The sequence below is a fragment of the Acinetobacter sp. SwsAc4 genome (assembly GCF_013391535.1).
Lineage (GTDB): Bacteria > Pseudomonadota > Gammaproteobacteria > Pseudomonadales > Moraxellaceae > Acinetobacter.
Genome location: NZ_JACAXC010000014.1, coordinates 1 through 24,028 on the forward strand (window position 1 = coordinate 1; position 24,028 = coordinate 24,028).

At 39.9% G+C, this 24,028-nt stretch carries 20 protein-coding genes, 3 tRNA genes and 2 pseudogenes; 15 read left to right on the forward strand and 10 right to left on the reverse strand.

The window, feature by feature from the left end:
• The 15 genes and pseudogenes from HYG88_RS08395 to HYG88_RS08465 all read left to right on the forward strand — a co-directional run.
• Window positions 1-92: pseudogene (locus HYG88_RS08395) on the forward strand (IS5/IS1182 family transposase); the annotation flags it as partial.
• Between the two features lie 169 nt (window positions 93-261).
• Window positions 262-1,962, forward strand: a complete 1,701-nt coding sequence (locus HYG88_RS08400; protein WP_178882895.1) for a carboxypeptidase-like regulatory domain-containing protein — start codon at window positions 262-264, stop codon at window positions 1,960-1,962.
• 70 nt (window positions 1,963-2,032) lie between these two features.
• Window positions 2,033-3,133 carry a hypothetical protein gene (locus tag HYG88_RS08405; RefSeq protein WP_178882896.1) on the forward strand — a complete coding sequence of 367 codons (1,101 nt, stop codon included), beginning with the start codon at window positions 2,033-2,035 and terminating at the stop codon, window positions 3,131-3,133.
• Window positions 3,133-3,925: pseudogene (locus tag HYG88_RS08410) on the forward strand (FAD-dependent oxidoreductase). The gene HYG88_RS08405 and the pseudogene HYG88_RS08410 overlap by 1 nt, the downstream one beginning before the upstream one ends.
• A 25-nt stretch (window positions 3,926-3,950) precedes the next feature.
• Window positions 3,951-4,337: a VOC family protein gene (locus HYG88_RS08415; RefSeq protein ID WP_178882897.1), complete on the forward strand. Its 387-nt coding sequence runs from the start codon at window positions 3,951-3,953 to the stop codon at window positions 4,335-4,337.
• A gap of 166 nt (window positions 4,338-4,503) precedes the next feature.
• Window positions 4,504-4,800: a hypothetical protein gene (locus HYG88_RS08420; RefSeq protein WP_256731561.1), complete on the forward strand. Its 297-nt coding sequence runs from the start codon at window positions 4,504-4,506 to the stop codon at window positions 4,798-4,800.
• Window positions 4,801-4,882: 82 nt separating this feature from the next.
• Entirely contained in the window at window positions 4,883-5,650 is a 768-nt protein-coding gene (gene hisIE / locus HYG88_RS08425) for a bifunctional phosphoribosyl-AMP cyclohydrolase/phosphoribosyl-ATP diphosphatase HisIE (RefSeq protein ID WP_178882898.1), read from the forward strand.
• A gap of 9 nt (window positions 5,651-5,659) precedes the next feature.
• The gene (locus HYG88_RS08430; protein ID WP_178882899.1) at window positions 5,660-7,162 is read left to right on the forward strand and encodes a UvrD-helicase domain-containing protein; all 1,503 of its coding nucleotides are present in this window, start codon (window positions 5,660-5,662) and stop codon (window positions 7,160-7,162) included.
• 24 nt (window positions 7,163-7,186) lie between these two features.
• Window positions 7,187-8,569 (forward strand): AAA family ATPase, encoded by a 1,383-nt coding sequence (locus tag HYG88_RS08435; protein WP_178882900.1) that lies wholly within the window; start codon window positions 7,187-7,189, stop codon window positions 8,567-8,569.
• A gap of 429 nt (window positions 8,570-8,998) precedes the next feature.
• Complete coding sequence (locus HYG88_RS08440; RefSeq protein ID WP_178882901.1) at window positions 8,999-11,842, forward strand: monovalent cation/H+ antiporter subunit A; 2,844 nt, start codon at window positions 8,999-9,001, stop codon at window positions 11,840-11,842.
• Window positions 11,843-11,844: 2 nt separating this feature from the next.
• Window positions 11,845-12,213, forward strand: a complete 369-nt coding sequence (locus HYG88_RS08445) for a Na+/H+ antiporter subunit C (protein WP_005218581.1) — start codon at window positions 11,845-11,847, stop codon at window positions 12,211-12,213.
• On the forward strand, window positions 12,213-14,024 hold the full coding sequence (locus tag HYG88_RS08450; RefSeq protein WP_178882902.1) for a monovalent cation/H+ antiporter subunit D: 1,812 nt from the start codon (window positions 12,213-12,215) through the stop codon (window positions 14,022-14,024). Before HYG88_RS08445 ends, HYG88_RS08450 begins: the two co-directional genes overlap by 1 nt.
• Window positions 14,024-14,551: a Na+/H+ antiporter subunit E gene (locus HYG88_RS08455; protein ID WP_178882903.1), complete on the forward strand. Its 528-nt coding sequence runs from the start codon at window positions 14,024-14,026 to the stop codon at window positions 14,549-14,551. The genes HYG88_RS08450 and HYG88_RS08455 overlap by 1 nt, the downstream gene beginning before the upstream one ends.
• Window positions 14,548-14,823: a monovalent cation/H+ antiporter subunit F gene (locus HYG88_RS08460; protein WP_178882904.1), complete on the forward strand. Its 276-nt coding sequence runs from the start codon at window positions 14,548-14,550 to the stop codon at window positions 14,821-14,823. The genes HYG88_RS08455 and HYG88_RS08460 overlap by 4 nt, the downstream gene beginning before the upstream one ends.
• A gap of 11 nt (window positions 14,824-14,834) precedes the next feature.
• The gene (locus HYG88_RS08465; protein WP_178882905.1) at window positions 14,835-15,215 is read left to right on the forward strand and encodes a Na+/H+ antiporter subunit G; all 381 of its coding nucleotides are present in this window, start codon (window positions 14,835-14,837) and stop codon (window positions 15,213-15,215) included.
• 78 nt (window positions 15,216-15,293) lie between these two features.
• Here the strand turns inward: HYG88_RS08465 and rmuC are convergent, their stop codons facing one another.
• From rmuC to tpiA, 10 genes are all read right to left on the reverse strand, one after another.
• Window positions 15,294-16,907, reverse strand: a complete 1,614-nt coding sequence (gene rmuC / locus HYG88_RS08470; protein ID WP_178882906.1) for a DNA recombination protein RmuC — start codon at window positions 16,905-16,907, stop codon at window positions 15,294-15,296.
• 137 nt (window positions 16,908-17,044) lie between these two features.
• Window positions 17,045-17,446 carry a ribosome-binding factor A gene (locus HYG88_RS08475; protein ID WP_004680697.1) on the reverse strand — a complete coding sequence of 134 codons (402 nt, stop codon included), beginning with the start codon at window positions 17,444-17,446 and terminating at the stop codon, window positions 17,045-17,047.
• Window positions 17,446-20,160: a translation initiation factor IF-2 gene (infB, locus tag HYG88_RS08480; RefSeq protein WP_087536897.1), complete on the reverse strand. Its 2,715-nt coding sequence runs from the start codon at window positions 20,158-20,160 to the stop codon at window positions 17,446-17,448. The genes HYG88_RS08475 and infB overlap by 1 nt, the downstream gene beginning before the upstream one ends.
• A 10-nt stretch (window positions 20,161-20,170) precedes the next feature.
• Window positions 20,171-21,655 carry a transcription termination factor NusA gene (gene nusA / locus HYG88_RS08485; RefSeq protein WP_005218583.1) on the reverse strand — a complete coding sequence of 495 codons (1,485 nt, stop codon included), beginning with the start codon at window positions 21,653-21,655 and terminating at the stop codon, window positions 20,171-20,173.
• 37 nt (window positions 21,656-21,692) lie between these two features.
• Window positions 21,693-22,217, reverse strand: coding sequence for a ribosome maturation factor RimP (gene rimP / locus HYG88_RS08490; RefSeq protein ID WP_087536896.1), 525 nt, complete (start codon window positions 22,215-22,217; stop codon window positions 21,693-21,695).
• A 197-nt stretch (window positions 22,218-22,414) separates the two neighbouring features.
• Window positions 22,415-22,491, reverse strand: a tRNA-Met gene (locus HYG88_RS08495).
• A gap of 85 nt (window positions 22,492-22,576) precedes the next feature.
• Window positions 22,577-22,653 (reverse strand) — tRNA-Met (locus HYG88_RS08500).
• A gap of 44 nt (window positions 22,654-22,697) precedes the next feature.
• Window positions 22,698-22,782 (reverse strand) — tRNA-Leu (locus HYG88_RS08505).
• Between the two features lie 57 nt (window positions 22,783-22,839).
• Complete coding sequence (secG, locus tag HYG88_RS08510) at window positions 22,840-23,169, reverse strand: preprotein translocase subunit SecG (protein ID WP_005162938.1); 330 nt, start codon at window positions 23,167-23,169, stop codon at window positions 22,840-22,842.
• A gap of 12 nt (window positions 23,170-23,181) precedes the next feature.
• Entirely contained in the window at window positions 23,182-23,973 is a 792-nt protein-coding gene (tpiA, locus tag HYG88_RS08515; RefSeq protein WP_178882907.1) for a triose-phosphate isomerase, read from the reverse strand.
• Between the last annotated feature and the right edge of the window lie 55 nt (window positions 23,974-24,028).

Consider the following 24,028-nt stretch of genomic DNA (forward strand, 5'->3'; position numbering starts at 1 on the left):
TTAGAGGAATAGCTACTCGATATGACAAGCTCAAAAGAAATTATCAAAGTTCTGTTGCTTTAGCCTGTATATTTTTATGGCTACCTTTATAGGGTTAATTATGAACAGTAAATGTCAACAGACCCTAAACAAGCTGTTTATTATGTCTTATATTGATACATTTTTACTTAAAAAATTTAAAAAAGTCATTATCACATCTATAAAACTTTGCTATAACTACGCAGGAATCAATTAAAATACCGATATTCGGGGAATAATATAATGTTTAAATCAAAAAAACTGTCATTGAGCTTGCTGACTTTATCCGTTTCTTCAGCCCTTTTACTTACAGCTTGTGGTGGAGGCAATGGGGGATCATCTGGAGGTAACCCTCCAGCGGCAGCAACACTGACAGGACGTGTGGTAGATGGTCCTATTGCCAATGCAACCGTTACATTTACTGATGAAGCAACTGCATGTAAGGGTAAAACTGCGACTACAGATGAAAATGGGGTATTTACTTTCCCACAAGGATGTACTGCAAGCGCATTGAAAGTGACAGGTGGACAGGATACGACTACAGGTCTGCCATTTACAGCTACACTACAAGCACCAAAAATTTCTCTGACAGATACTCAAGGTATCGATGTTGTTGTTACGCCAATCACAACCCTCGTTGCAACGGTAGGTGCAGATAAGGCAGCAGCTATTGCAACGGCTTTAGGTTTACCGGGAACAAATTTACTAACTGCTGACCCATTAAACAGTGCTGCATTATTAGCTAAAACCACAGCTATTCAACAACTGAATGAACAAATCAGCACAGCGGTTACAACACTAAATACAGATGGTAGTTTAACCAGCACTATTGCTCAAAAAGCAATCACCGCTGCATTAATCAGTCAATTAACATCAAGTACAACCACTGTTGATTTAGGTAATACCAATACAATTAATGCGATTATTCAGGCTACTGTCAAAGATGCTGATGTAAAAGCAAAACTTCCTGCTAGTCTTCAGAGCAATATTGATAACGTTGCAACTAACCTTGCTGCCTTAACCAGTGCTAGCATTGCAGCCAATGTAAAAACGGTAGAAACCACACTCGCTGTACTTCCTGCAACACAAATTAGCTCTGCGGCAGCATTAAAAACAGCTGCACAAGAAAAAATTCTGACCGAGAAAAATGACAGTACTACTGTCAATCTGATTCAGGCATTAAGCCAAGTCTTGGCAACGGATAGAACTGCGATTGAATCTGCTCTCAAAGATATCGCTGAAGCAGCAACAACTGGTGGTGCGGCAACTGATAAATTAACTGGTGCTATCGCTGTCATTGAAGATAAAACAGGCATTGTTGTACCGACTGAAACCATTACTGAAGCAAATAAGTTTACAAATTATTTACTATTGAATGGTCTTGGTTTACAAGGCACAAGCTATACACTCGACCAATTAGCAGCATCATTAATCACTCCAATTAAAGTCTCAAGCCTGAACAATCTGCTCGTACCTCTTGTTGCAAGTGATAGTTATAAGTCTTCAAATCAAGCTGTTGCCGCAGCATTAAAAGTTGAAACAGCAACCAAAGCGTTACTCATTTCTGCTAATCAGCTCAACCTAACATATACCAATGGTACATTGACGGCAGCAACATTACCAAAAGGCTCTACCGTAGGTATTACATCAACTACTTCTGAACTCAATACCAACCTTACGTTAGGTACTGATATTGATGTATTGTCCAACGGTCAAATTGCTTTAAATAGCACAACTTTAGGTAAAATCTCTGCTAGCTTAGTCAGCTCACTGAACAAATTTAACAGTGAAAAAGGCACAGCAACGGTTACAGCTGTGGTAGCACCAAGTGAGGGGCAAATCATTGCAGCGACATCTAAGTCTTTTGCAACAAAATACACTGTATCTGTATTGAGTAAATCTATAACAGGTTACGGCACAAGCGCTAAAGTTACGGTTGAATAACTTTATGATTAAACAAAGAGAGCTGCTTTCATAGTGGCTCTTTTTTTATTGTCTATTTAATGGGATCATAATGAAACATTTAAATTTACTATCAGCTTCAATACTTCTCCTCTCTCCATCATTGCTCCACGCTGCACCGAATGATATGTTCCTGCAAGCCAACTCACTTTCAGGAAAAACACAACCCTTGAATGTAGATGTTGCCATTGATGCCGTCAATAAAACCATTGACCTGTTCGATGTCCGTGCCAAAGAAGGTGCAACTTCAGAAAATGCAGGTGATTATTTAGGTGGACATATCGTTGGTAAATATCAACTTTATCCAAATCTTGAACTAGAAGCTGGTTTTTGGCAGCGTGAAATTGATTATTCAAAAGATACCAATAAATTACAAAGTTGGTTGGTTGCCACAACCTATACCCCAAATTTAAATCTACAGAAAAACGATTTTCTGGATTTACGTTTTAGCTTATGGGGCAACTACGCAGATCAGCTCAAGAAAACAACACCGACAACCATCAACAACAGAACCTTTAATTATGTTCGGGTCAATGATCCATCTGATATACAGCTACAGGTTGATGCAATTTTTTCAAGAAAACTGGATCCTATGAATCAACTCAATGCGTATGTCAGTACAGGCTATAGCAAAGTGAAAGTTGACAGCTTAAAGACCCAAGCGAAATATCAGGGTTGTTTAGTCAACTTGAATATTAATAAAAACAACCATTACACTGGTTCTCTAGCTGAACCGTGCCAGCTTGACAATGCGATTATTAATGAACTCAATATTTCAGGTTCAGCATCCGATTTCAATCTGGATGTCGATAAAGATTTAAATTACGATGCTTATTACGCCGTTATTGGAGGTTCATGGAATTGGCGCTATCAACAATTTGAAAGTCAGCTTGCTTATCAATATCAGCGTTTATGGCGTAATGACATTGATGATCGCGTCAATCATTTTGGCAATAGTGCATTGAAAGATAATCATACTTTTTCCGCACGTTTTAGTTACGACGTTACACCGAATATTACGCCTTTCGTTGAAGGTTATTTATTTAAACGCAATTTTGTAGGTAATATCCCCTTTCTTTATAACGGGGTGACTGCTTCACGTTTAGATCGTAAATATGGCTATGCCTCTTTGGGTGTGAATTTTCATTACTAATGAAAATACCTCATTTTGCCATTATTGGTGCAGGGACGGCAGGACTTACAACGGCGATTCTTCTTGAGCGAGAAGGTCATTACGTTACGACTTTTGAACAAATTGACAGACTCTCTCCTGTTGGTGCTGTTTTATTGCTACAACCTGCGGGCTTAGCCGTTTTTGAACGTCTTGGCGTATTAGATGAAGCCCTCAAACTGGGTGCAAAAGTGACAGGACTTGAAGGGCAACTCGCCAATAAATAACTTTTGGTCAATAACCATTACCATCAAGCAGCCCCAAATCTGTATGGCTTGGGGATTCACCGCCCTACCCACAGCTTTTATTAGATGAACAAAATCAACCACTGTGGCTCTCGGCACAGTATCGTGATGTGGTGATGCTGCACATGCCATGAGCCCACAACTCGGGCAAGGGGCAAATATGGCACTTTTGGATGCGTGGGCTTTTTCCCAATCATTACAAACTGCTCAGAAAAATCAACAAATTGACTGGTCGATATTATGGCAACACTATCACCAACAGCGTCGTTCCTCGACCCAGTTTTATCAATTCCTCAGTCGTTTGCTCACACCACTTTATCAATCTGATCACTGGTGGGCAGGCGGTTTACGTGATCTGGTTTTCCCTTGGATGTACCAGATTCCCTATTTCCGTAAAGAAATGGCAATCACCATTTCAGGTTTAAAAAAGGGTATGTTCGAACAAATGAGCTATCAACAGATTGCGACATACCCACACAATGAAAATGCGTTAATTCAAAACAATCAATCACTACCTGAATATGACTAAGCGTAAAAATAGGATTTGAATTAAAATGAAAATAAGTTATTTAGATCATTTAGTTCTGACAGTCGCTAGTATTGAAACAACTTGTCAGTTTTATCAGTCTGCCCTGAATTTTGAAGTGATTACTTTTGGTGAAAACCGCAAAGCACTGCAATTCGGCAATCAAAAAATCAATCTACATCAAGTTGGCAAAGAATTTGAACCTAAAGCATATCATCCAACCGTAGGTTCTGCAGATTTATGTTTTATTGCAGAAACGCAATTAGAAGAGGTGATTAAACATCTACAACAGCTTAATATTAAGATTGTTGAAGGGCCAATACAGAGAACAGGTGCTGTAGGTAAAATTGTCTCAGTTTATCTTCGTGACCCTGATCAAAACCTGATTGAAATCTCAAACTATCTCAATACTTAAAAAATTAAAATTCATCAATAAAAACAAGGTTAGACATGAAATATAGTTTTCTATGGGCATTGTATCGGCAGAGTAAAGGAAAGGCGATTCGTAAAGGTTGCTGGTTCTTACTCCCTAGCATTTTTAATATATTTTGTTTTCTAAATTTCCACTATCATCTCCTTGAATGGCAAGTAAATCCAAAATCCTCAATCTTTTAGGAAGATTGATTATTAGTCCTCAATTTCCATGGGTGATCTTATGGGACAGCTTGCCCTTTGTATTTCTTCTGTTGATCCATCAAACATATTTGCCTCGAATTTTAAACATTTGGCTTTATATCACAGGTGCTTATTTTTTAGTTGATGCTTGGTTCTGGTCAAGCTATCCTTGGGGGATGCTGATCATTGTTGCTTCTGCATTACCCTTTCTCGAAATAGAAAATAAACAACTCATGGGTACTTATATCCAACCCAGCCCCTGAAGCATTTTTTACCCAACAAGCATAGCCAACCCTAGTTACAAACGCTACACTAACGGCTTTCCACTCAATGGATTTTTCACTCATGTCAAACTGGTTAGATGAAGTTAAATTTGATTCCAATGGTCTTATTCCTGCCATTGCACAACATCATCAGACTGGTCGAGTGTTAATGGTTGCGTGGATGAATCGTGAAGCATTACAACTGACGGCTGAAAAAAATCAAGCCGTGTATTACTCACGTTCACGTCAAAAATTGTGGCACAAAGGCGAAGAATCAGGGCACTTTCAAACAGTGCATGAAATTCGTTTGGATTGCGATGCTGATGTCATCATCCTACAAATTGAACAGCATGGTGGTATTGCTTGCCATACAGGTCGTGAGTCTTGCTTCTATCGCAAACTCACCCCTCAAGGTTGGGAAATTGTTGATGCTCAACTGAAAGATCCGACTGCAATTTACGGCGCATCTGCGAAAGTCGAAGCACACGATCATGGTCAGGCTGAACAAGTCGACGTACTCAGTCACTTAGGTCGTTTGATGCAAGAACGCAAAAAAGCTGAAGCAGATAATTCTTATGTTGCCAGCCTATACAAAAAAGGCATCAATAAAATTTTAGAAAAAGTCGGCGAAGAAAGCATCGAAAGCATTATTGCAGCCAAAGATTATGCAGCACATGCTTCTTTAGAAAATAAGCATGATCTGATTTATGAAGTTGCAGATTTATGGTTCCACACTATTGTCATGCTCGGCTATTTCGACCTTGATCCACAAGAAGTCCTTCATGAACTTGCTCGTCGCCAAGGTCTATCTGGCTTGGTTGAAAAAGCCAATCGTAGTCAAGAAGCGTAAACCTCGCCTGTGTCGAATATCGAGAAACCCAAAGCTACCTATGAGCAAGCGATTGCAATAGATAACGCTCGTTTAGGTCAGTCCTTTAAAGTAATTGCCTATGCTGGCACAGGTAAAACCACGACTTTACAAATGATCAGTGATGCCATGCCCGAACGGCGTGGTATGTATCTGGCATTTAACAAAGCGATTGCGTCCGAAGCGCAAAACAAGTTTCATGGCAATGTAAATTGTCGTACCTTTCACTCGCTTGCTTTCCGCAGCGTACCGCGTGGCGTGACTGATAAATTACGCCTGCCCCGTCTCAGCCCAAGCTTTATCGCTAAAGAATATCGTTTAGAACCAATCACACTTCGTCGTCTCATGGGCGGACGTTATGAAAAATATGTGCTGATGCCAAGCCGCTTGGCGAGTTTGGTTGCCAATGCGGTCAGCTATTTCTGCTCGACTAGCTCACAATACCCTGCCCCTCGCCATATTCAAGCACCAAGCTGGTTGCATCAAGATGATATTGAATCGTTACAACAGCACTTATATCCAGCAGTTGAACGCCGTTGGTTAGAGTCAATTGATCAAAACCATCAAGCAGGGATTGGTCACGATATTTACCTCAAACTTTGGGCATTATCAGAACCCAATATTCCAACAGATTATGTTTTGTTTGATGAAGCTCAGGATGCTGATCCACTCATGTTGGGTATTTTACTACGTCAAAAAAGCACACAAGTGATTTATGTCGGTGATGCACATCAGCAAATCTATGCTTGGCGTGGCGCGGTCAATGCTATGCAGCAAATGCCATTGCATGAAAGCCGTTTAACGACCTCTTTCCGTTTTGGTGATGCGATTGCTGATGTTGCCAATAGTCTGCTTGGTGCATTAAACGAAACTGTTCCACTATTGGGCAATCCAAATGTTAAATCGAGTGTGGTGAATAAACCCCATACCAAAATGCGCGATGCCATTTTATGTCGTACCAATGCACGTGCAATGGAACTCCTACTTTCGGGTTTAGTGCATGGCGACAAAGTCAGCTTACAAGCTGATCATCAGAAACTCAGTCGTTTTGTGGATGCCGCTAGTTTACTCAAACAAGGCAAACGAATCACTGATGTGCCTGAACTGGCTTGGTTTAATTCATGGCATGATGTGCATGAATATTGCGAAACCAATGACGGGAGCGATATCAAACCTTTAGTGAAGCTGGTCGATGATCATGGTACTGAGCCACTCAAGAAAGCACTTGCCAAAATCACGCCGATTGAACAAGCAGATTATGTTATTTCAACTGCACACAAAGCCAAAGGCTTGGAATGGAATCGTGTGCATATCGAAGATGATTACCAATTTAAAATAAATGGCCTAGAACATAAAATTACAGATGAGGAATTAAGACTACTTTATGTTGCCTGTACTCGTGCTAAAGTAAGTTTAAATATTCATCATCTTTACGATTTAATACAACAATTAAAACGGGGCGCTCCCTCAAGTCTTCGCCAGTCCGTAGGTTAAAGCGCTTATGTTCAGGGAGAGCTTATGCAACTTGAATCAGTGCTATTTAAACATGTTGGCATGTTTCGCGACTTAACCATTGAATTTCAACCGACTCAACGTCCAATTACACTTATTTTAGGTGAGCAAGCTACAGGCAAAACTACAATTTTAAAAAATATCTATCAAGCCTTAACGTGGTTTTCCGCACGTTATAAAGATATTCGTACCGCAGGTGTCGTGATTGCTGATCAAGATATTTTGTTGACACGCTTACAAGCCAAAGTTCAAGTCCAAGTTAGAATGAGCAGTGAATTAACTCATCATCTACCAGAAAGTAGCTCTGCACAAACGACTGACACTCAGAATTGTAGTTGGAAGTTATTTAAAACGTTTAACAGTCAAGGCATTGGAATTAGCCAAGTTGAAACGCAGCAACTTGATCAAATGGTATCGCTATACCAAAAAACCAGTCTTCAAGATCCATTATTTGGATTACCGTTAATTGCGTATTATCCTGCCGAACGCTTTGTACAAGAGGTTAATTTACAAAGCAAGAATGCACCAGGAACACTACAAGATATTGCTGCCTACGATTTAACAGCGATTCCATACACAACTTTTGCGCGTTTCTTTGAGTGGCTACGGGAAATTAGTGATGTTGAAAATGCTCACTCTGCCCATATCGTCAGACGTCTTATTGGCAACGATTTCAGTCAGCAGAATCAATCAGAGGTTTTACAGCAATTACAACAAGAACTGATGAATCATCCTAAACAACTTTCAGCACCTAATTTATATGCGCTGAAAAAAAGCTTACATACCATCTTTCCAGAATTGAATGATATCTATATTCAATATATTCCTAAACTTCAATTAATGGTGCGTTACAAAGATCAGACCATTCCCTTTCAGCAATTATCGGCCTCTCTTAAATCATGGATTGCATTGGTCGGTGACATTACACGTCGTTTATGCTTGCTTAATCCACATTGTTTCGACCCATGTTTAGAAGGTGAAGGCATATTATTAATTGATCAAATTGAGCATCAGTTAGATCAAAATATGAGTGCTGAAATTTTAGAGCGTTTGCATCAAGCATTTCCAAGACTACAAATTATTGCTTCAGGTAATCGCGATGAATTATTAGAACATGCTTTAGAATATCAATGCTTCAGGTTAGGTGATAAAGAAATTTATGAGATTAATCTTGAGAAATCTCAACAACAACTTTCACAACTCTATAATGAATTAAGTCAATCAGAAAGCATTCTCTTGCAGCAGAATCAACACTTATTAGAATCAGAAAATTTGGTCAGTAAAGTTGATGAACTCTTTCATCAAATCCAAGCGCTTGATGAACAAGAAAAGAGTCATTTGCTTCATCTACTTAAAATTGATGATACCCCTCAAGAGAGATCAATTTGATATTGGGCTTTAAGATTGATTGCATCATTAATCCTTATAAACTAGAGGTCAATTTTTTCTTTTAAATAGGTGTTCTGTACTGAAACACTAGATTGTAGGGATACGCATTTGATCCAAGACCAGATCTATATCCCTCTTCTGTATACAGATAATCGAATGGAAAATATTCAATTAAATAGCGAACAAAAAACGTTGATAGACAAGTTTTAGCGACAAAGATGTTGTTAGTTTCATGTAATAACATCAGATTTTTGTTGATTTTTTATAGTAAAATAAAATTCATTTTTTACTTTCAAGTTGTGCAATACAACTTGCTCTTTCCGTTAACTTGATTGGGTTTCGAGACTTGAAACTTTGGCTTTCTCTTTGAACGCCTTAAGTCTTGGAAGAAAATCCACCATTAGGTCTCTCTCGACCTAAATCATCGACATGGATACCAGTGTGCTACCGATTATTATTTTATTACCTCTCATACTTGGCACAACCCTTGTCTCACAATTGCAACGTATTTCACGGGGTATGACGGCAATTGGAGCAATTGGCATTAGCCTGAGTTGTTTTATTTTACTGCTTAGCCAAGCTGAAACGGTTTTACAGGGTAATGCCCTGCAACAGAGTTGGGAATGGCTTCCACAACTGGGCATCAATCTTAGTTTTCGCCTTGATGCATTAGGATTATTGTTCGGTTTACTCATTAGTGGGATCGGCACACTGATTTATATTTATGCCTATTATTATCTCAGCCCCAAAAACTCACTCAGTAAACTGTATCAGTTGCTCATGCTATTCATGGCAGCGATGCTTGGGATTTCACTTTCCAACAATTTGATTATCTTACTGGTATTTTGGGAACTGACCAGTATTTCTTCATTCTTGCTCGTGGGCTATTGGAGTCAATATGATGCCGCCCAACGTGGTGCGCGTATGGCACTCACGATCACAGGGATGGGCGGTTTGGCGATGCTAGGGGGCTTTGTCCTCTTAGGACAGATGACAGGTACTTACCAGATTGACCAATTGGTGTTAATCAAAGAGTCTATTCAACAGCATCAACTGTTTGTACCCACTCTACTGCTCATTTTACTAGGTGCATTTACCAAAAGTGCGCAATTCCCATTTCACTTTTGGTTGCCAAATGCAATGGCAGCACCTACGCCTGTTTCAGCCTATCTCCATTCAGCTACGATGGTGAAAGCAGGTATATTTTTATTAGCCCGCTTAGCGCCACTCTTTATTGGGGCAGCGTTGTACCACAATATCGTAACTTTCGTCGGTTTATTCACTTTATGTATGGCAGCGGGTTTCGCCATATTTAAAGAAGATCTCAAAGGGCTTTTAGCTTATTCAACCATCAGTCATTTAGGTTTGATTGTTTGTTTACTCGGCATCGGTTCACCACTCGCTGTTGCAGCAGCAATCTTTCATATCATTAATCATGCAACATTCAAAGCTGCTCTTTTCATGATTGCAGGCATTATTGATCATGAAACAGGAACACGTGATTTACGTAAGCTCAGTGGTATCTGGCAACTTCTTCCGTTCACAGGTACTTTAACCATGATCACCGCTGCTTCGATGGCTGGTGTACCGCTAACCAATGGCTTTATTTCCAAAGAGATGTTTTTTACGGAATTACTGGCAAACCTATCAGGTCCAGTAATGATAATTGCAGCGATCGTGGCAACTTTATCCGGTATTTTTGCTGTTACTTATTCTATTCGCTTGGTACATGGCGTGTTCTTTGATGGTGGGCTTGGTAAACACGTTCCTAATAAAGATGCACACGAACCACCTCTTGGAATGCGCTTACCTGCGATTATATTAGCGACATTATGTATTCTGGTCGGCATTCTGCCTGCACTATTGGCTGGAACAGTCGTGAATAGTGTAACGCGCGCAAGTTTGGCTCAACCTGAATTTGAGGGTGTTCATTTAGCGATTTGGCACGGTATTAATGCACCTTTAATCATGAGTCTAGTTGCATTAATGGGTGGTGGTTTATTTTACTTTAACCTCATTAAAAATCAGCATTTACGTAAAATTGACTTAGACCCTTATTTAGGTAAATTCCAAGGCAAACTTTTATTTGAATCATTCCTGAAGCATCTCTTACTTACTAGTCGAAAAATCAAACAAAAGACTGAAACAGGTTCTCTACAAAGTTATCTTCTTTGGATTGTTTTCTTTAGCATCATCATGGTGGGTTTACCCTTATTCAATCAGGGATTAACAACTGGCACACGTGAGCTTAGCCATGCTCCATGGATTGCTGTGGTCTTATGGCTCACATTATTCTCGGGCTGTTGGATGATGTTGTGGTTCCACCACGAACGGATTAAAGCTGTTTTAATTAGTGGTGCTGTTGGACTTGTCGTCACCATGGTGTTTGTCACCTTATCTGCACCAGATCTTGCACTCACTCAGATCACAGTTGACGTTGTTACGACTGTTTTATTGTTGATGAGCTTATCGCTATTACCGCAGTTGACCCCTTACGAATCGAGCCGTCCACGCCGTTGGCGAGATGCAAGCTTAGCAATCGCAGGTGGTATCGGTATTGGTTGGATTACATGGCTAATATTAACGCGAGAACATAATTCAATCTCATGGTTCTTCTTACAACAATCCCTCCCATTAGGCGGTGGTTCAAACGTTGTCAATGTTATCCTTGTTGATTTCCGTGGTTTTGATACCTTCGGTGAAATTACAGTATTGGGTATTGCAGCAATAGGAGCACTGTGTCTCATGGATGGTATGCGTGCACATGGCACCACCATGACACAAGGTTTATCTTATCGTTTTAACCCTTCACCATTGATGTTACGTATTTCAGCTTCATGGGTACTTCCCCTTGCCCTTGTCGTCAGTATCTACATTTTTATGCGTGGTCATAACTATCCGGGGGGTGGATTCATTGCAGGTCTGATTACGGCAATGGCGCTGATTATTCAATATATTGTTTTAGGTCAGGATAGAACCGAACAACTGATCAAAGCAAAATCTGGTCGTTTATATGAGATTTGGATTGGCTCAGGTTTAGCAATTGCAGGTTTAACGGGTATTGCAGCTTGGTTTTGGGCACGCCCATTCTTAACAACAGCACATATTTATATAGAACCGCCATTATTTGGAAAAATGCATTTAGCTTCGGCTGTGTCATTTGATCTCGGGGTTTATATGACCGTTGTTGGCGCGACAATGCTGCTAATTTCAGTCTTAGGGGATTCGCGTCACTCAAGTATGTCAGGACCTGTTCCAAGTGGAGATAAATAAACATGGTTAGTATTGAATTTTTGCTCGCTTCGGGAATTGGTCTTCTAACAGCAACAGGCATCTATTTAATTTTACGTGCCAGAACCTTTCCTGTCGTACTCGGTCTGGCCATGATCGGTTATGCCGTAAATTTATTTTTATTTGCAGTCGGTCGTATTCAAATTAATGCACCTGCAATCATTACAGAAACAACTAAAGTAACAGATCCGTTACCGCAAGCGTTGGTACTCACTGCGATTGTGATTGGTTTTGCAACAACCGCTTTTATTGTACAACTTGCTTTACGCAGTCGTTATGAATCGGGCACGGATCATGTTGACTCCAAAGAAGAAGCAACTGTGACTTATGACCCACGTGAGGATGAGCCATAATGTTTGATTTCAATAATTTTTGGCATGCTCATACTCCTATTTTAAGTATTTTAATTCCAGCATTTACGAGTTTTTTACTACTTTTATTAGGCAATCCTGGTTCTGGTTCTCTAAAACAGGATTGGCGCCAACCTTGGCGACGTGGCATTAGCTTAGGTTCTGCACTTCTAGGCTTAATCACAGCAATCAGTTATTTGATGATCGCCAATACAGGTCAAGTTACCGTCTATCAACTTGGTGAATGGTCTGCTCCTTTTGGAATTGTTTTAGTTCTCGATCGTCTCGCTGCGTTCATGTTGGTGCTGACTTATGCACTTGCAGTGCCTGTCATTTGGTATGCAAGTGATAACTGGGATACACGTGGGCGCTATTTCCACACCATGTTCCATTTTTTGTTAATGGGTATAACGGGTGCATTCCTGACAGGTGACTTATTTAACTTATTCGTGTTTTTTGAAATCCTGTTAATGGCATCTTATGTATTGCTATTACATGGTCAAGGGCGACCACGTTTCCAGCTAGGCATACATTACGTCACGATTAACTTACTCGCATCAGCGCTATTTTTGATTGGTTTAGGGATGATCTACGGCAGCGTTGGTAGTTTAAATATGGCTGATGTGAGTCGCCTTATGCCAACCTTAGACAGCGATCAACATAAACTTGCAATCGCGGGTGGCTTGTTACTGTTTGTGGTATTTGGGATCAAAGCAGCAATGCTTCCTGTCGGCTTTTGGCTACCAAAAACCTATGCTGTTGCAAGCACACCCGTTGCTGCAATTTTTACTATTATGACCAAAGTTGGTATTTATGCCATTCTACGTGTCAATGGTACTGTTTTTGATGATGCAATGGCACAAAGTATTTTCAAAAACTGCTTATTAATGATTGGCTTGATTACTTCATTCTATGGTGTAATCGGTGCAATTGCTGCTGAACGCTTACGCCGTTTTGTTGGCTTTATGGTGTTGTCATCGATTGGAACATTACTCATCGCTATTGCCATGTTGAATACCCAAGCATGGTCAGCAGCATTGTATTATTTAGTCCACAGCACCCTAATTGCGGCTGCATTCTATTTGTTTTGTGGTTGGATGACTGCGCAACGTGGTTCATTCAAAGATCATTTAAAAGTTGCACCGAAAATCAAACAGGAAAAAGCGGCTGCTTTTACTTATTTTACCATTGCACTCATGATGGCAGGTTTACCCCCTTTCAGTGGTTTTCTAGGTAAAGTTTTTATCTTACAGGCTACTGCTGAAACGCCTTATCAGGGTTGGATTATTGCTGTTATTCTGATTGTTAGCTTACTTAGCATTATTGCATTCACACGTGTTGGTTTTATCCTTTTTTGGCGTGCTAGTCCACCCGAAGAAAATGCTAAAGAACCAGCATATACCGCTTATCAAGCACTACCTGATACAGCTCCTCATCGGAATGACAAAGCAATCTATATATTACTGATTGGTTTGATGAGTTATGTTGTATTTGCAGCACCAATTCAGCGTTATACAACTTCAACTGCACAACAAATTCAAAATCATGCGCTTTATCAACAAGCGATTCTAAAACATGATAGTCAAGGTCGTGCCATTAGCGTGCAGCCATTTGATGCAGCATATTTGCCTGAAACTAAATATGGTGGCGAGGTTGAGGATCATAATGCGGTATTAATTCCAGATGTTATATCAAAACCGACGCTACAAGGCGAACATATTTCGGAATATAAACAACGTCAAATTGCTGAGCAAACTTTGTCAAATCCAACTATTCCAAATGCCACACAATTAAAACCGATGGAGGAACACTAATGCAAAAACGTGCTTTGCTTGATCGTTGGTTTCCCCACCCCTTTGTGTCATTTTTAATTTTTGTGACTTGGCTCATGCTGTCGCATAGTTTGGACATCACAGATATTTTTATTGCAATTCTATTAGGTATCTTTGTTTCACGTTTGGTCAGTCCTTTTATTGCACGGACACCCCATATTCATTGGTTACCTGCAATCAAACTTTTTTTTGTGGTGCTATGGGATATTGTGATTTCCAACTTTCGTGTAGCTAAAATGGTGCTTGGACCAATCGATGAGTTGCATCCAAAATGGTATCGCGTGCCATTAGAAACTGAACATGAGCAAGTAAATACGCTACTCGCAATGATCATTACAACGACGCCAGGTACAGTATCAGCAGGGATTGATCAAGAGCGAGGAGATATTTTAGTTCATGCACTCAGTACCGATAATGCTGAGTTAGATATTCAAGACATCAAAAATCGTTATGAGCTACCTTTGCTCGAAATCTTTGATGTAAAGATTACAGAAGGAGCAGCGAAATGACCATTTTACCTTATGCACTTGCAATTAGTTTAGTAGCGATCACTATTTCCATGTTTCTTTGTCTTACCCGCATGATCATTGGACCATCTGTTGTTGATCGCTTGTTAGCACTCGATACTCTTTTTCTTAATGCAACATGTCTGATTGTGGTATTAGGTATTTACTGGGCAAGTACCAATATATTTGAAGGTGCTCTATTGGTGGCGATGCTCGGTTTCGTTTCAACCGTTGCACTGGCTCGCTATTTTACCACTGGACATGTGATTGATTAAGGAGAGTGGTTATGCAAATAATTTTTGAGATTATCATTTCGTTCTTTTTGATCTTTGGTGCATTTTTTATGCTCGTAGGTTCCATCGGAATGATTCGCCTACCCGACTTATTTATGCGTCTGCATGCACCGACTAAATCAAGTACGTTAGGCTTGGGGAGTTTTTTAATTGCAGCTATGGTATTTGGAGCGACTCAAGGTCGTTTCGGTTTTGCTGAATTATTGATTACTTTATTTGCCTTTATTACTGCCCCAGTATCAGCAAATCTAATGGCACAAGCTGCAATTCATTTACGTTTGCGTTCAACCAGTGGTGATGTTCCAGAAGCTTTAAATCGTCCGCTACCATGGCAACGTTACCATCGTAATACAGAAAAGAAAGACCAACTATAGTTGGTCTTTTATATAAGATAATGCTTACGTTAATAAAATAAATCTAGAATCAAAGTTAGCTTATCAATCTACTTAATCTTATGACTCTGTAATTTGTGCATATTCAATTTCCAACTCTGCTTTCTCAACTAAATCTGAGGGGAGATTACCTTGAATGGCTGGTGCTAAGGTTTTAAATTCATTTACCTGCTTTAATAAATTACCTTTTCCACTAATCAATTGATTTTCTGATTTCTGATAAGTTTCAGCAGCCTTATCTAAATGTTTCTTAATATCTTTAAAACTATCAAGGAAAACTCTTAACTTTTGGAAAACTGCATCAGCTTTACTTGCCAAGGCAGCAGTATGCTTATTTTGTTCTTCAAACCTCCACAGCTGGCGAACAATATTCAAACTCGTTAATAATGTTGTCGGTGTTGCAACAAGAATATTTTTTTCAAGAGCCTTCTGGAAAATACTTTCATCTGCTTTTAAAGCTTCAACAAAAGCAGACTCTATGGGAATAAACATAAATACTATTTCAGGAGAATTTATACCTTTTATTTTATAATATTCTTTAGCTGATAATTCATTAATCCTATCCGAAATGGCTTTCACATGTTCCATTAAAGCAATTCTTCTATCTTGCTCATTATCAGAATTAATATATTGAGTATAAGAATTTAATGATACTTTTGAGTCAATAATTAAATGCTTATTTTGTGGTAAATACACAATCGCATCAGGTCTCAATCGCCCTTCTTCCATAGTTACAGAAACTTCCCTCTGAAAATCTTTCCCCAATTGAAGCCCTGAACGTTCCAAAACATTTTCTAATATTAACTCTCCCCAATTACCTTGTGTTTTTTTCTGACCTTTTAAGGCTGTTGCCAATTGATGTGCTTCTAATGTAATTTTTTGATTAAGCTCCTTTAACTGGAAAAGCTCTTGGCGTAGTTCTCCTTGTTGCATAGTTTCTCTATTATGAATTTCTTGCACTTCTTTTTTGAAACTATCGATAGATTGTTGAAATGGGTTAATTACTGCAGAAATACCAATCTTACTCGTTTCTTGCAATGAAATTGTTTTTGCATCAAGAATATCATTCGCTAGAGCCTTGAACTGATTTGTTAACTCTAGTTTTTGTTTTTCAAAATTAGACGTTTGTTCTGAAAAATTCTTTTCTCTTTCTTCTAATGAAGTTTTAAGTTCAATCAACTCATTTGACAACTCCAAATACTGTTGATTTTTACGTTCTAAAGTATCTTTCTGAATTGTAGACAATGACTTCAGATCATTGTTTTGGCTTAATAAATCTTCATATCTTTGGTTGTACGATCTGACCATTTCATCATACTTAGCATTAAGACTACTGAAGTCTTGCTCTTTCTTATTTTTTAAAATTTCTATTTCTGTTTTTTCATTTTGGATCCGCTGAAAGTCATTATTCACTACTATTAAGTTTTTATTTCTTTCTTCTAGCTCTGTTGTGACCTTTTGAAGAAAGATCTCTTTCTGGTGATATTGATCTTGGATTATCTCAAAATTTTTCTTTAATAAAGCTATTTCACTCATTTTCTCATCAATAATTTTTTCATAATTTTCTACTTTCAGTTGAAATGTTGTTAGGTCTTTACCCAAGATAACTTTAGTAATAAAAAATCCTAAAGCTAAGCAAACTAGACAAACAATAATTAATATAATAATTTCCATAATACACCTTTCATATAACTCTAAAACTCATGTTTCTGTTGTTTACATATTTTAAGAATATTAATGTGGATCATAATTCTTATTTATTATTATCTCAATAAATAAAAAGCCACCCGAGGGTGGCTTTCTTTTAGAACTTATTCTTTATCGTCTTGCCCTTGTTGAGGCAGATCTTTCACAGCTTCCGCGATCAGACCAAACATATAGTTACCATAGGCATTAGTTTTATCGTAATGGAAACGCAATCTTGGCGTAATACGTGTCTTGATACGACGGCTCAACTCATGACGCAAAAAACCAGAAGCCTTATTCAATACATCTAAAGTTTCTTTATTTGCGACTTCACTTTGCTCATCACCAAGTTCACGTCCCATCACAGTGACATAAACTTCAGCATAACCCATGTCTGCACTGACTTTCACCGCAGAGATGGTCACTAGACCACCTAAGCGAGGATCTTTAAGCTCTTGACGGATCAGCTCAGACAACTCACGTTGTACTGAATCCGCCATGCGCTTTAAGCGTTGGCTACCCGCCATTAAAGACTCCGTTTAATCAATTGAACATCATAGACTTCGATCTTGTCTTTAACTTTGATGTCTTTATAGCCTTTGACTGCAAGGCCACATTCCATACCAGCACGAACTTCTTCAACCACTTCTTTATAACGACGAAGAGATTCAAGTTCACCTTGGAATACAACCACGTCATCACGTAATACGCGAATCGGTTTATTACGATGCAATGTACCTTCAAGTACCATACAGCCAGCTGCTGCACCAAACTTACTTGAGTGGAAGACTTCACGTACTTCTGCAACACCCAAGATCGTTTCACGATGTTCAGGTGCAAGCTTACCGCTCATTGCAGCTTTTACATCATCAATTAAATGATAGATGACGCTGTAATAACGAATATCGATGCCATCTTGATCAGATTTTTGACGAGCCGTGTTATCTGCACGAACGTTGAAACCTAATAATACTGCTTCTGAAGATTCAGCTAAAGTCACATCTGACTCAGTGATTGCACCAACACCAGAACCAATGATGCGGACTTTCACTTCATCTGTAGAAAGTTCATCAAGCGCAACATGTAATGCTTCTAAAGTACCACGTACATCTGTTTTGAGTACGACATTCACATAAGGAATATCTTTTTTACCCATAGATGCCATGATGTTTTCAAGACGCATTGCACTGGCACGCTCTAGACGCTTATGACGTTCACGATCTGAACGAGCATCTGCAACTTCACGTGCTTTCTTCTCATCATTCACGACAAGAACTTCATCACCTGCCATTGGTGCATCAGGTAAACCTAAAATTTCAACTGGAATTGAAGGACCCGCTGAAGTGATACGTTGACCATTTTCATCAACCATCGCACGTACACGACCATAAGATGAACCCGCAAGAACCAAGTCACCAATGTTCAATGTACCATTTTGTACCAAAATTGATGTTACTGCACCACGACCTTTGTCAACACGTGCTTCAATCACCACACCTTGCGCCGCGCCTTCTGCTGAAGCTTTAAGCTCCATCAATTCAGCTTGGATCAAGATGAGATCAAGTAACTCATCGATACCCGCACCAGAGTGTGCTGAAACTTTAGCGATAGGTGTATCCCCACCCCACTCTTCAGGCACGATTTCTTTATGTGCTAATTCATTTAATACACGATCGACATCAGCAGATTCTTTGTCCATCTTGTTAATAGCAACAATAATCGGTGTACCCGCAGCACGCGCATGGTCAATTGCTTCCGCTGTTTGTGGCATCACACCATCATCAGCAGCAACAACAAGTACCACGATATCAGTCGCTTTCGCACCACGTGCACGCATTGATGTAAACGCAGCATGTCCTGGTGTATCTAAGAAAGTAATAATGCCTTTCTCAGTTTCAACATGGTATGCACCGATATGCTGGGTAATACCACCCGCTTCGCCTGCTGCCACTTTAGAACGACGAATGCGATCAAGTAACGATGTCTTACCATGGTCAACGTGACCCATGATTGTGACCACTGGCGGACGAGTCGTTTGTTCACCACGAGCTTCTTCAGCTGCAACTAATAAGTTATCTTCTGCTTGTGTATCAGAAACTAAAACTGGATTGTGACCCAATTCTTCAACTACCAATACTGCTGTATCTTGATCAATCGCTTGGTTTTGAGTAACAAGTTCACCCATTTTCATCAGGGTCTTAATGACTTCACGAACCTTAACCGCCATTTTTTGTGCAAGATCGGCAACGATAATCTTCTCACCAATCTCAACATCATAAACCTGTTTTTTCACAGGTTTTTCAAAACCATGCTTGTTGGATTGGCTGGTTTTCAAACCGCGCTTATGATGACTTTTGCTGAAGCTCTGCTCAGCCTGAGCATCACCACCTCGGCCACCTTTCTTGCTTGCACGTGGATTTGCAGTCGCACCACCACGCTTGATTTCACGGTCTTCCTTGTTGAAAGAATCTTCATATGCCTGACCAACAAGTCCAGCGGCTAAAGGTGAATCATCAATCACACGAATGGTTGTGGTTGCATCATCACTTGAATATTTTGAAGCCATCTGGCGCATTTGCTCCAGTGTACGCTTCTGTGCTTCTTCCGCAGCTTTACGGCGTACAGCTTCTTCAGTCGCCTTTAACTTGGCTGCTTCTGCTTCACGGGCTTTTTTCTGTTCAGGTGTTTCTGTTGGCTTGACAACAGGTGCTTTAATTACCTTGTCGCTACCCCGTTTCTTCACCACAACTGCGGTTTTTGCAGGAGCTTGTGAAGCACTCTCAGAAGTATGTGCTGCACGCATTGCTTCTAACGTTGCATTGGCTTTTTGTTCAGCTACATCACGTGCATTTTGAACAGCTAAATCACGTGCATTTTGCTCTGCGCGTACTTTAGCATCTGCTTCTGCACGTGCTTTCGCTTCTGCTGCAAGTAATTCTGGATTTGGTTTAGCAAAAACTTGTTTCTTGCGAACTTCAACATTAATGTTTTTTGCTTTACCCGAAGTACTTGTTACTTTAGCAGTACTGGTTGTTTTACGTTTCAACGCAATTTTTCCTGTGTTACCACTGTCCTGACCATGTACTTTTTTCAAATGATTGACCAAAGTATTTTGCTGTTCAGCGGTAATAATGTCATCTGCTTTACGCTGTGGTAGACCTGCTTCGCGAACCTGCTCTAGGAGTTTCTCTACAGGACGTTCTACGCTGAGTGCTAACTCTTGAATCGACTTGTCCGTCATCTATTATCTCCTAGTTAAACCATGATTCACGTGCTTTCATGATCAATTGACCTGCTTTGTCATGACCTAAACCTTCGATATCCGAAATATCATCAGTCGCTTGATCAGCCAAATCATCAATTGTAATCACACCACGCGCCGCCAATGCATAAGCAATCTCAGTGGTCATACCATCCATACCGAGAAGTTCTGCGCTTGGCTCTTGAATATTTTCTTGCTGTTTCAGTGCATCAGTTAAAGCAGCCTCTTTAGCACGGCTTTGAAGCAATTCAACTAAATCTGCATCTAGTTCAATTTCATCAAATGTTTCAGCTGGAACATAAGCAATCTCTTCTAATGAAGTAAAGCCCATTTCCACCAATGCCATTGCTAAATCTTCTTCAATATCGAGACGTGTAACAAACATATCTAAATACTGTTGTGCTTCATTTTGCTGACGAGCACGATACTCTTCTTCTAACATCATGTCGAGTTTATAACCCGTCAATTCCGATGCTAAACGAACATTTTGCCCTTGCGAACCAATTGCACGTGCTAACTGATCATTGGTTGCGAAGATAATATCTGCACTACGTGCATCTTCATCTAGTACAATACCTGATACATCAGCTGGCTCTAATGCGCTTGCAATATATTGTGCTGGATCATCTGACCACACCACGACATCAATACGCTCACCATTCAACTCTTGTTGTACTGCTTGAATACGTGTGCCACGCATACCAATACATGCACCTACAGGGTCAATACGATGATCATTGGTTTTCACTGCAATTTTAGCACGAACACCTGGTTGACGAGCAGCTGCTTTAATTTCGATGATTTCTTCAGAAATTTCTGGAATTTCTTTTTTCATCAATGCAATTAACATCTCAGGACGAGCACGAGATAATAATAATTGCGCGCCACGACCTTCGCGGTTTACGCTATATAAAATGGCATTGATACGTTGCTTAGGACGCAAAATTTCTTTATGAATGGTTTCTTCACGCGCCAAGTAAGCTTCAGCGTTATCACCTAGATCAATGATGAAACCATCTTTGGTTTGTTTTTTGACTTCGCCGTAAATCAACTCACCCACTTTAGATTCATAGGCATCGGCAACCAAAGCACGCTCAGCTTCACGAATCTTTTGTACAATGACTTGTTTCGCAATTTGAGCAGCAATACGACCAAACTCAATTGACTCAACTTCTAGCTCACGCACATCACCGATTGACCATTTTGATGGATCAACATCTGAGATTGCATCTTGGCAAGCTGGCATTTCATGATCTTCATCCGCCACAACTGTCCACTGACGGAAAGTGCGATAATCACCTGTTTTACGATCAATCTCAATACGAAGCTGTGCTTCTTCTGAATGGGTTCCTTCGTAAAACTTTTTCTTCGTTGCTGCAACAAGTGCTTGCTCTAATGCTTGGAAGATCGCCTCACGACTAACACCTTTTTCATTACTAACCGTTTCTGCAACGGTAAGAATTTCGCGGCCCATAAGTCACCTACCGATTTCTTATAAAATTAAGTTAATATTAGTCTTGATAGATTAAATTTGCTTTATCAATATTATTACTATCAATTTCAAGCACATGTTTACCTTCCACTTCAACTTGAATGATTTCATTTTCTAAGTCTACAGAAAGTAATTTCGCCTGAAACTTACGACGATTTTCGACGGCAGCAATTAATCGTAAAGCCACTTGTTGCCCAATATAAGCAGGCAATTGATTGAGTTGGAAAAATGGACGATCCCAGCCTGGTGAAGAGACTTCTAAAGCATATTCACCTGAAATTGGATCATGAACATCAAGCATTGCACCCACTTGTTGTGTCACTAAAACACAATCTTGAACGCCAATACCACGCCCTTGTTCAACTTCGCCATCTTCATTCAATATAGGTTCAACATTCTCATCAACTGCTTTATCAATATAAATACGTAATAAAGAACGTTTACCTTGTGGTAGGAATTCAATCCCCCATAGATCTACACCACACGCAGCTACTGCTGGCGCGATTAGATCATACAATGCTTGAGATTTATTTGATAATTTCATTTACTCTCGTCGCTCTCATGCGAGCCAATCAATCTTAACCGTATAGTGAAGCACGACTATTTGACCAATTGATGTCGAACACTACACGATAGCTAAACAACCAATAAAAAAGGGCGTAAATCGCCCCTATGTTACACAGAAAACCGAAGTCCACTGTGCAAAAAGGCCCACCTTATTGTGAGCCTCTTTTAGAAACTTGGTAGCGGGAGCTGGATTTGAACCAACGACCTTCGGGTTATGAGCCCGACGAGCTACCAGACTGCTCCATCCCGCATCAACGTACAAAATTATATACAAATATAAAAAAAAGTCAATTTAAGTTTTTTATATTTGCTTGATTAAGTTGCACCTTAATCAAATGGTAGCGGGAGCTGGATTTGAACCAACGACCTTCGGGTTATGAGCCCGACGAGCTACCAGACTGCTCCATCCCGCATCAACAACATCACTGCATACACCAAACTTACTGGTTATTAAGCTTGGTGCGGAAGGGGGGACTTGAACCCCCACGCCCGAAAGCACTACCACCTCAAGGTAGCGTGTCTACCAATTCCACCACCACCGCAGCTTTGTGGGACGCATTCTATTCCTTTAAATATAAAAAGGAAAGTGCTAATTCAACTTATTGAGTTGTTTTAGGTGCGTTTGATGAAGTTTCAGGCGATGTTACTGGTGCAGAGGTCGTGGTTTGAGCAGATTTTAAGCTATACGCATCAGCTGTTTGTTTTTTTGCAAAAACAGCCAAAGTTAAACTCGTAGCAAAAAACAAGGCTGTAAAAATTGCAGTTAAACGAGTTAAAAAGTTACCCGCTCCCGAGGCACCAAATACCGTAGCAGCACCACCGCCACCAAACGACGCTCCTGCCTCAGCACCCTTACCTTGTTGCACTAAAACCAATCCAATAATCATAATTGCCAAAATGATATGTACAACGAGTATAAAACTATACATTTCTACTTCCTATTATTTGCTTTGAGCAAATGCTCTTGCAATTTGATAAAAAGATTGTGCATTGAGTGATGCACCTCCAACCAAAGCGCCATTAATATCAGGACATGCAGCCAACTCAACAGCATTCTCGGCTTTGACACTACCGCCATACAATATAGCTATGTTTGTACCGAATGATGTAATTTGTCTTAAGCCTTCACGTATTTTTGCATGCATTGCTTGAGCATCCGCAGGTGAAGCTGTCTTCCCTGTCCCAATTGCCCAAATCGGCTCATACGCTATCACAATATTTTGCCATTGTTCAGCTTTAACGACGGATGCAATATCACAAATTTGTTGTAATACTACTTGCTCAGCAGCACCTTGCTCACGCTGCTCTAAGCTTTCGCCAACGCAATAGATCACCGTCAAACCTGCATTTAATGCATTTTGCAGTTTTGCTTTTAAAATATTGACGTTGTCACCAAACAATTCACGGCGCTCAGAGTGTCCAATCAACACATATTCAATCTGGCTATCTTTTAACAGCTCCGCACTTACCTCACCTGTGTAAGCACCAGTACCTGCCACACGAGAAAGATCCTGAGCCACAGTATAAATGGCTCTAGTTGCATCTTTTAACTGAGCATGAACACCACTCAAGGCAATCGTCACGGGAGCTACACCAATATGACATTGCTCAGGAGAAATATTGTCCTGTTGTAGTAACTGCTTAAATTCTTCTATTAATTGGAAAGCACTCGCATGCATTGGATTCATTTTCCAATTGCCAATAACCCAAGGGGTAATCGCCGAATTCGACATACTTCGCCCACCTACAACTAATTTATAAAAAATGCTGCATATTTTACACGTATTT

Bases quoted from the DNA above. Each gene is read 5' to 3' on its own strand.
- HYG88_RS08450 (WP_178882902.1), top strand. From the start codon at position 12,213: ATGTTTGATTTCAATAATTTTTGGCATGCTCATACTCCTATTTTAAGT.
- HYG88_RS08465 (WP_178882905.1), top strand. From the start codon at position 14,835: ATGCAAATAATTTTTGAGATTATCATTTCGTTCTTTTTGATCTTTGGT.
- HYG88_RS08420 (WP_256731561.1), top strand. From the start codon at position 4,504: ATGGCAAGTAAATCCAAAATCCTCAATCTTTTAGGAAGATTGATTATT.
- HYG88_RS08475 (WP_004680697.1), bottom strand. From the start codon at position 17,446: ATGGCGGGTAGCCAACGCTTAAAGCGCATGGCGGATTCAGTACAACGT.
- HYG88_RS08455 (WP_178882903.1), top strand. From the start codon at position 14,024: ATGCAAAAACGTGCTTTGCTTGATCGTTGGTTTCCCCACCCCTTTGTG.
- hisIE (WP_178882898.1), top strand. From the start codon at position 4,883: ATGTCAAACTGGTTAGATGAAGTTAAATTTGATTCCAATGGTCTTATT.
- HYG88_RS08440 (WP_178882901.1), top strand. From the start codon at position 8,999: ATGGATACCAGTGTGCTACCGATTATTATTTTATTACCTCTCATACTT.
- HYG88_RS08400 (WP_178882895.1), top strand. From the start codon at position 262: ATGTTTAAATCAAAAAAACTGTCATTGAGCTTGCTGACTTTATCCGTT.
- HYG88_RS08435 (WP_178882900.1), top strand. From the start codon at position 7,187: ATGCAACTTGAATCAGTGCTATTTAAACATGTTGGCATGTTTCGCGAC.
- HYG88_RS08415 (WP_178882897.1), top strand. From the start codon at position 3,951: ATGAAAATAAGTTATTTAGATCATTTAGTTCTGACAGTCGCTAGTATT.
- HYG88_RS08405 (WP_178882896.1), top strand. From the start codon at position 2,033: ATGAAACATTTAAATTTACTATCAGCTTCAATACTTCTCCTCTCTCCA.
- rimP (WP_087536896.1), bottom strand. From the start codon at position 22,217: ATGAAATTATCAAATAAATCTCAAGCATTGTATGATCTAATCGCGCCA.
- HYG88_RS08445 (WP_005218581.1), top strand. From the start codon at position 11,845: ATGGTTAGTATTGAATTTTTGCTCGCTTCGGGAATTGGTCTTCTAACA.
- secG (WP_005162938.1), bottom strand. From the start codon at position 23,169: ATGTATAGTTTTATACTCGTTGTACATATCATTTTGGCAATTATGATT.
- nusA (WP_005218583.1), bottom strand. From the start codon at position 21,655: ATGGGCCGCGAAATTCTTACCGTTGCAGAAACGGTTAGTAATGAAAAA.
- tpiA (WP_178882907.1), bottom strand. From the start codon at position 23,973: ATGTCGAATTCGGCGATTACCCCTTGGGTTATTGGCAATTGGAAAATG.
- infB (WP_087536897.1), bottom strand. From the start codon at position 20,160: ATGACGGACAAGTCGATTCAAGAGTTAGCACTCAGCGTAGAACGTCCT.
- HYG88_RS08460 (WP_178882904.1), top strand. From the start codon at position 14,548: ATGACCATTTTACCTTATGCACTTGCAATTAGTTTAGTAGCGATCACT.
- rmuC (WP_178882906.1), bottom strand. From the start codon at position 16,907: ATGGAAATTATTATATTAATTATTGTTTGTCTAGTTTGCTTAGCTTTA.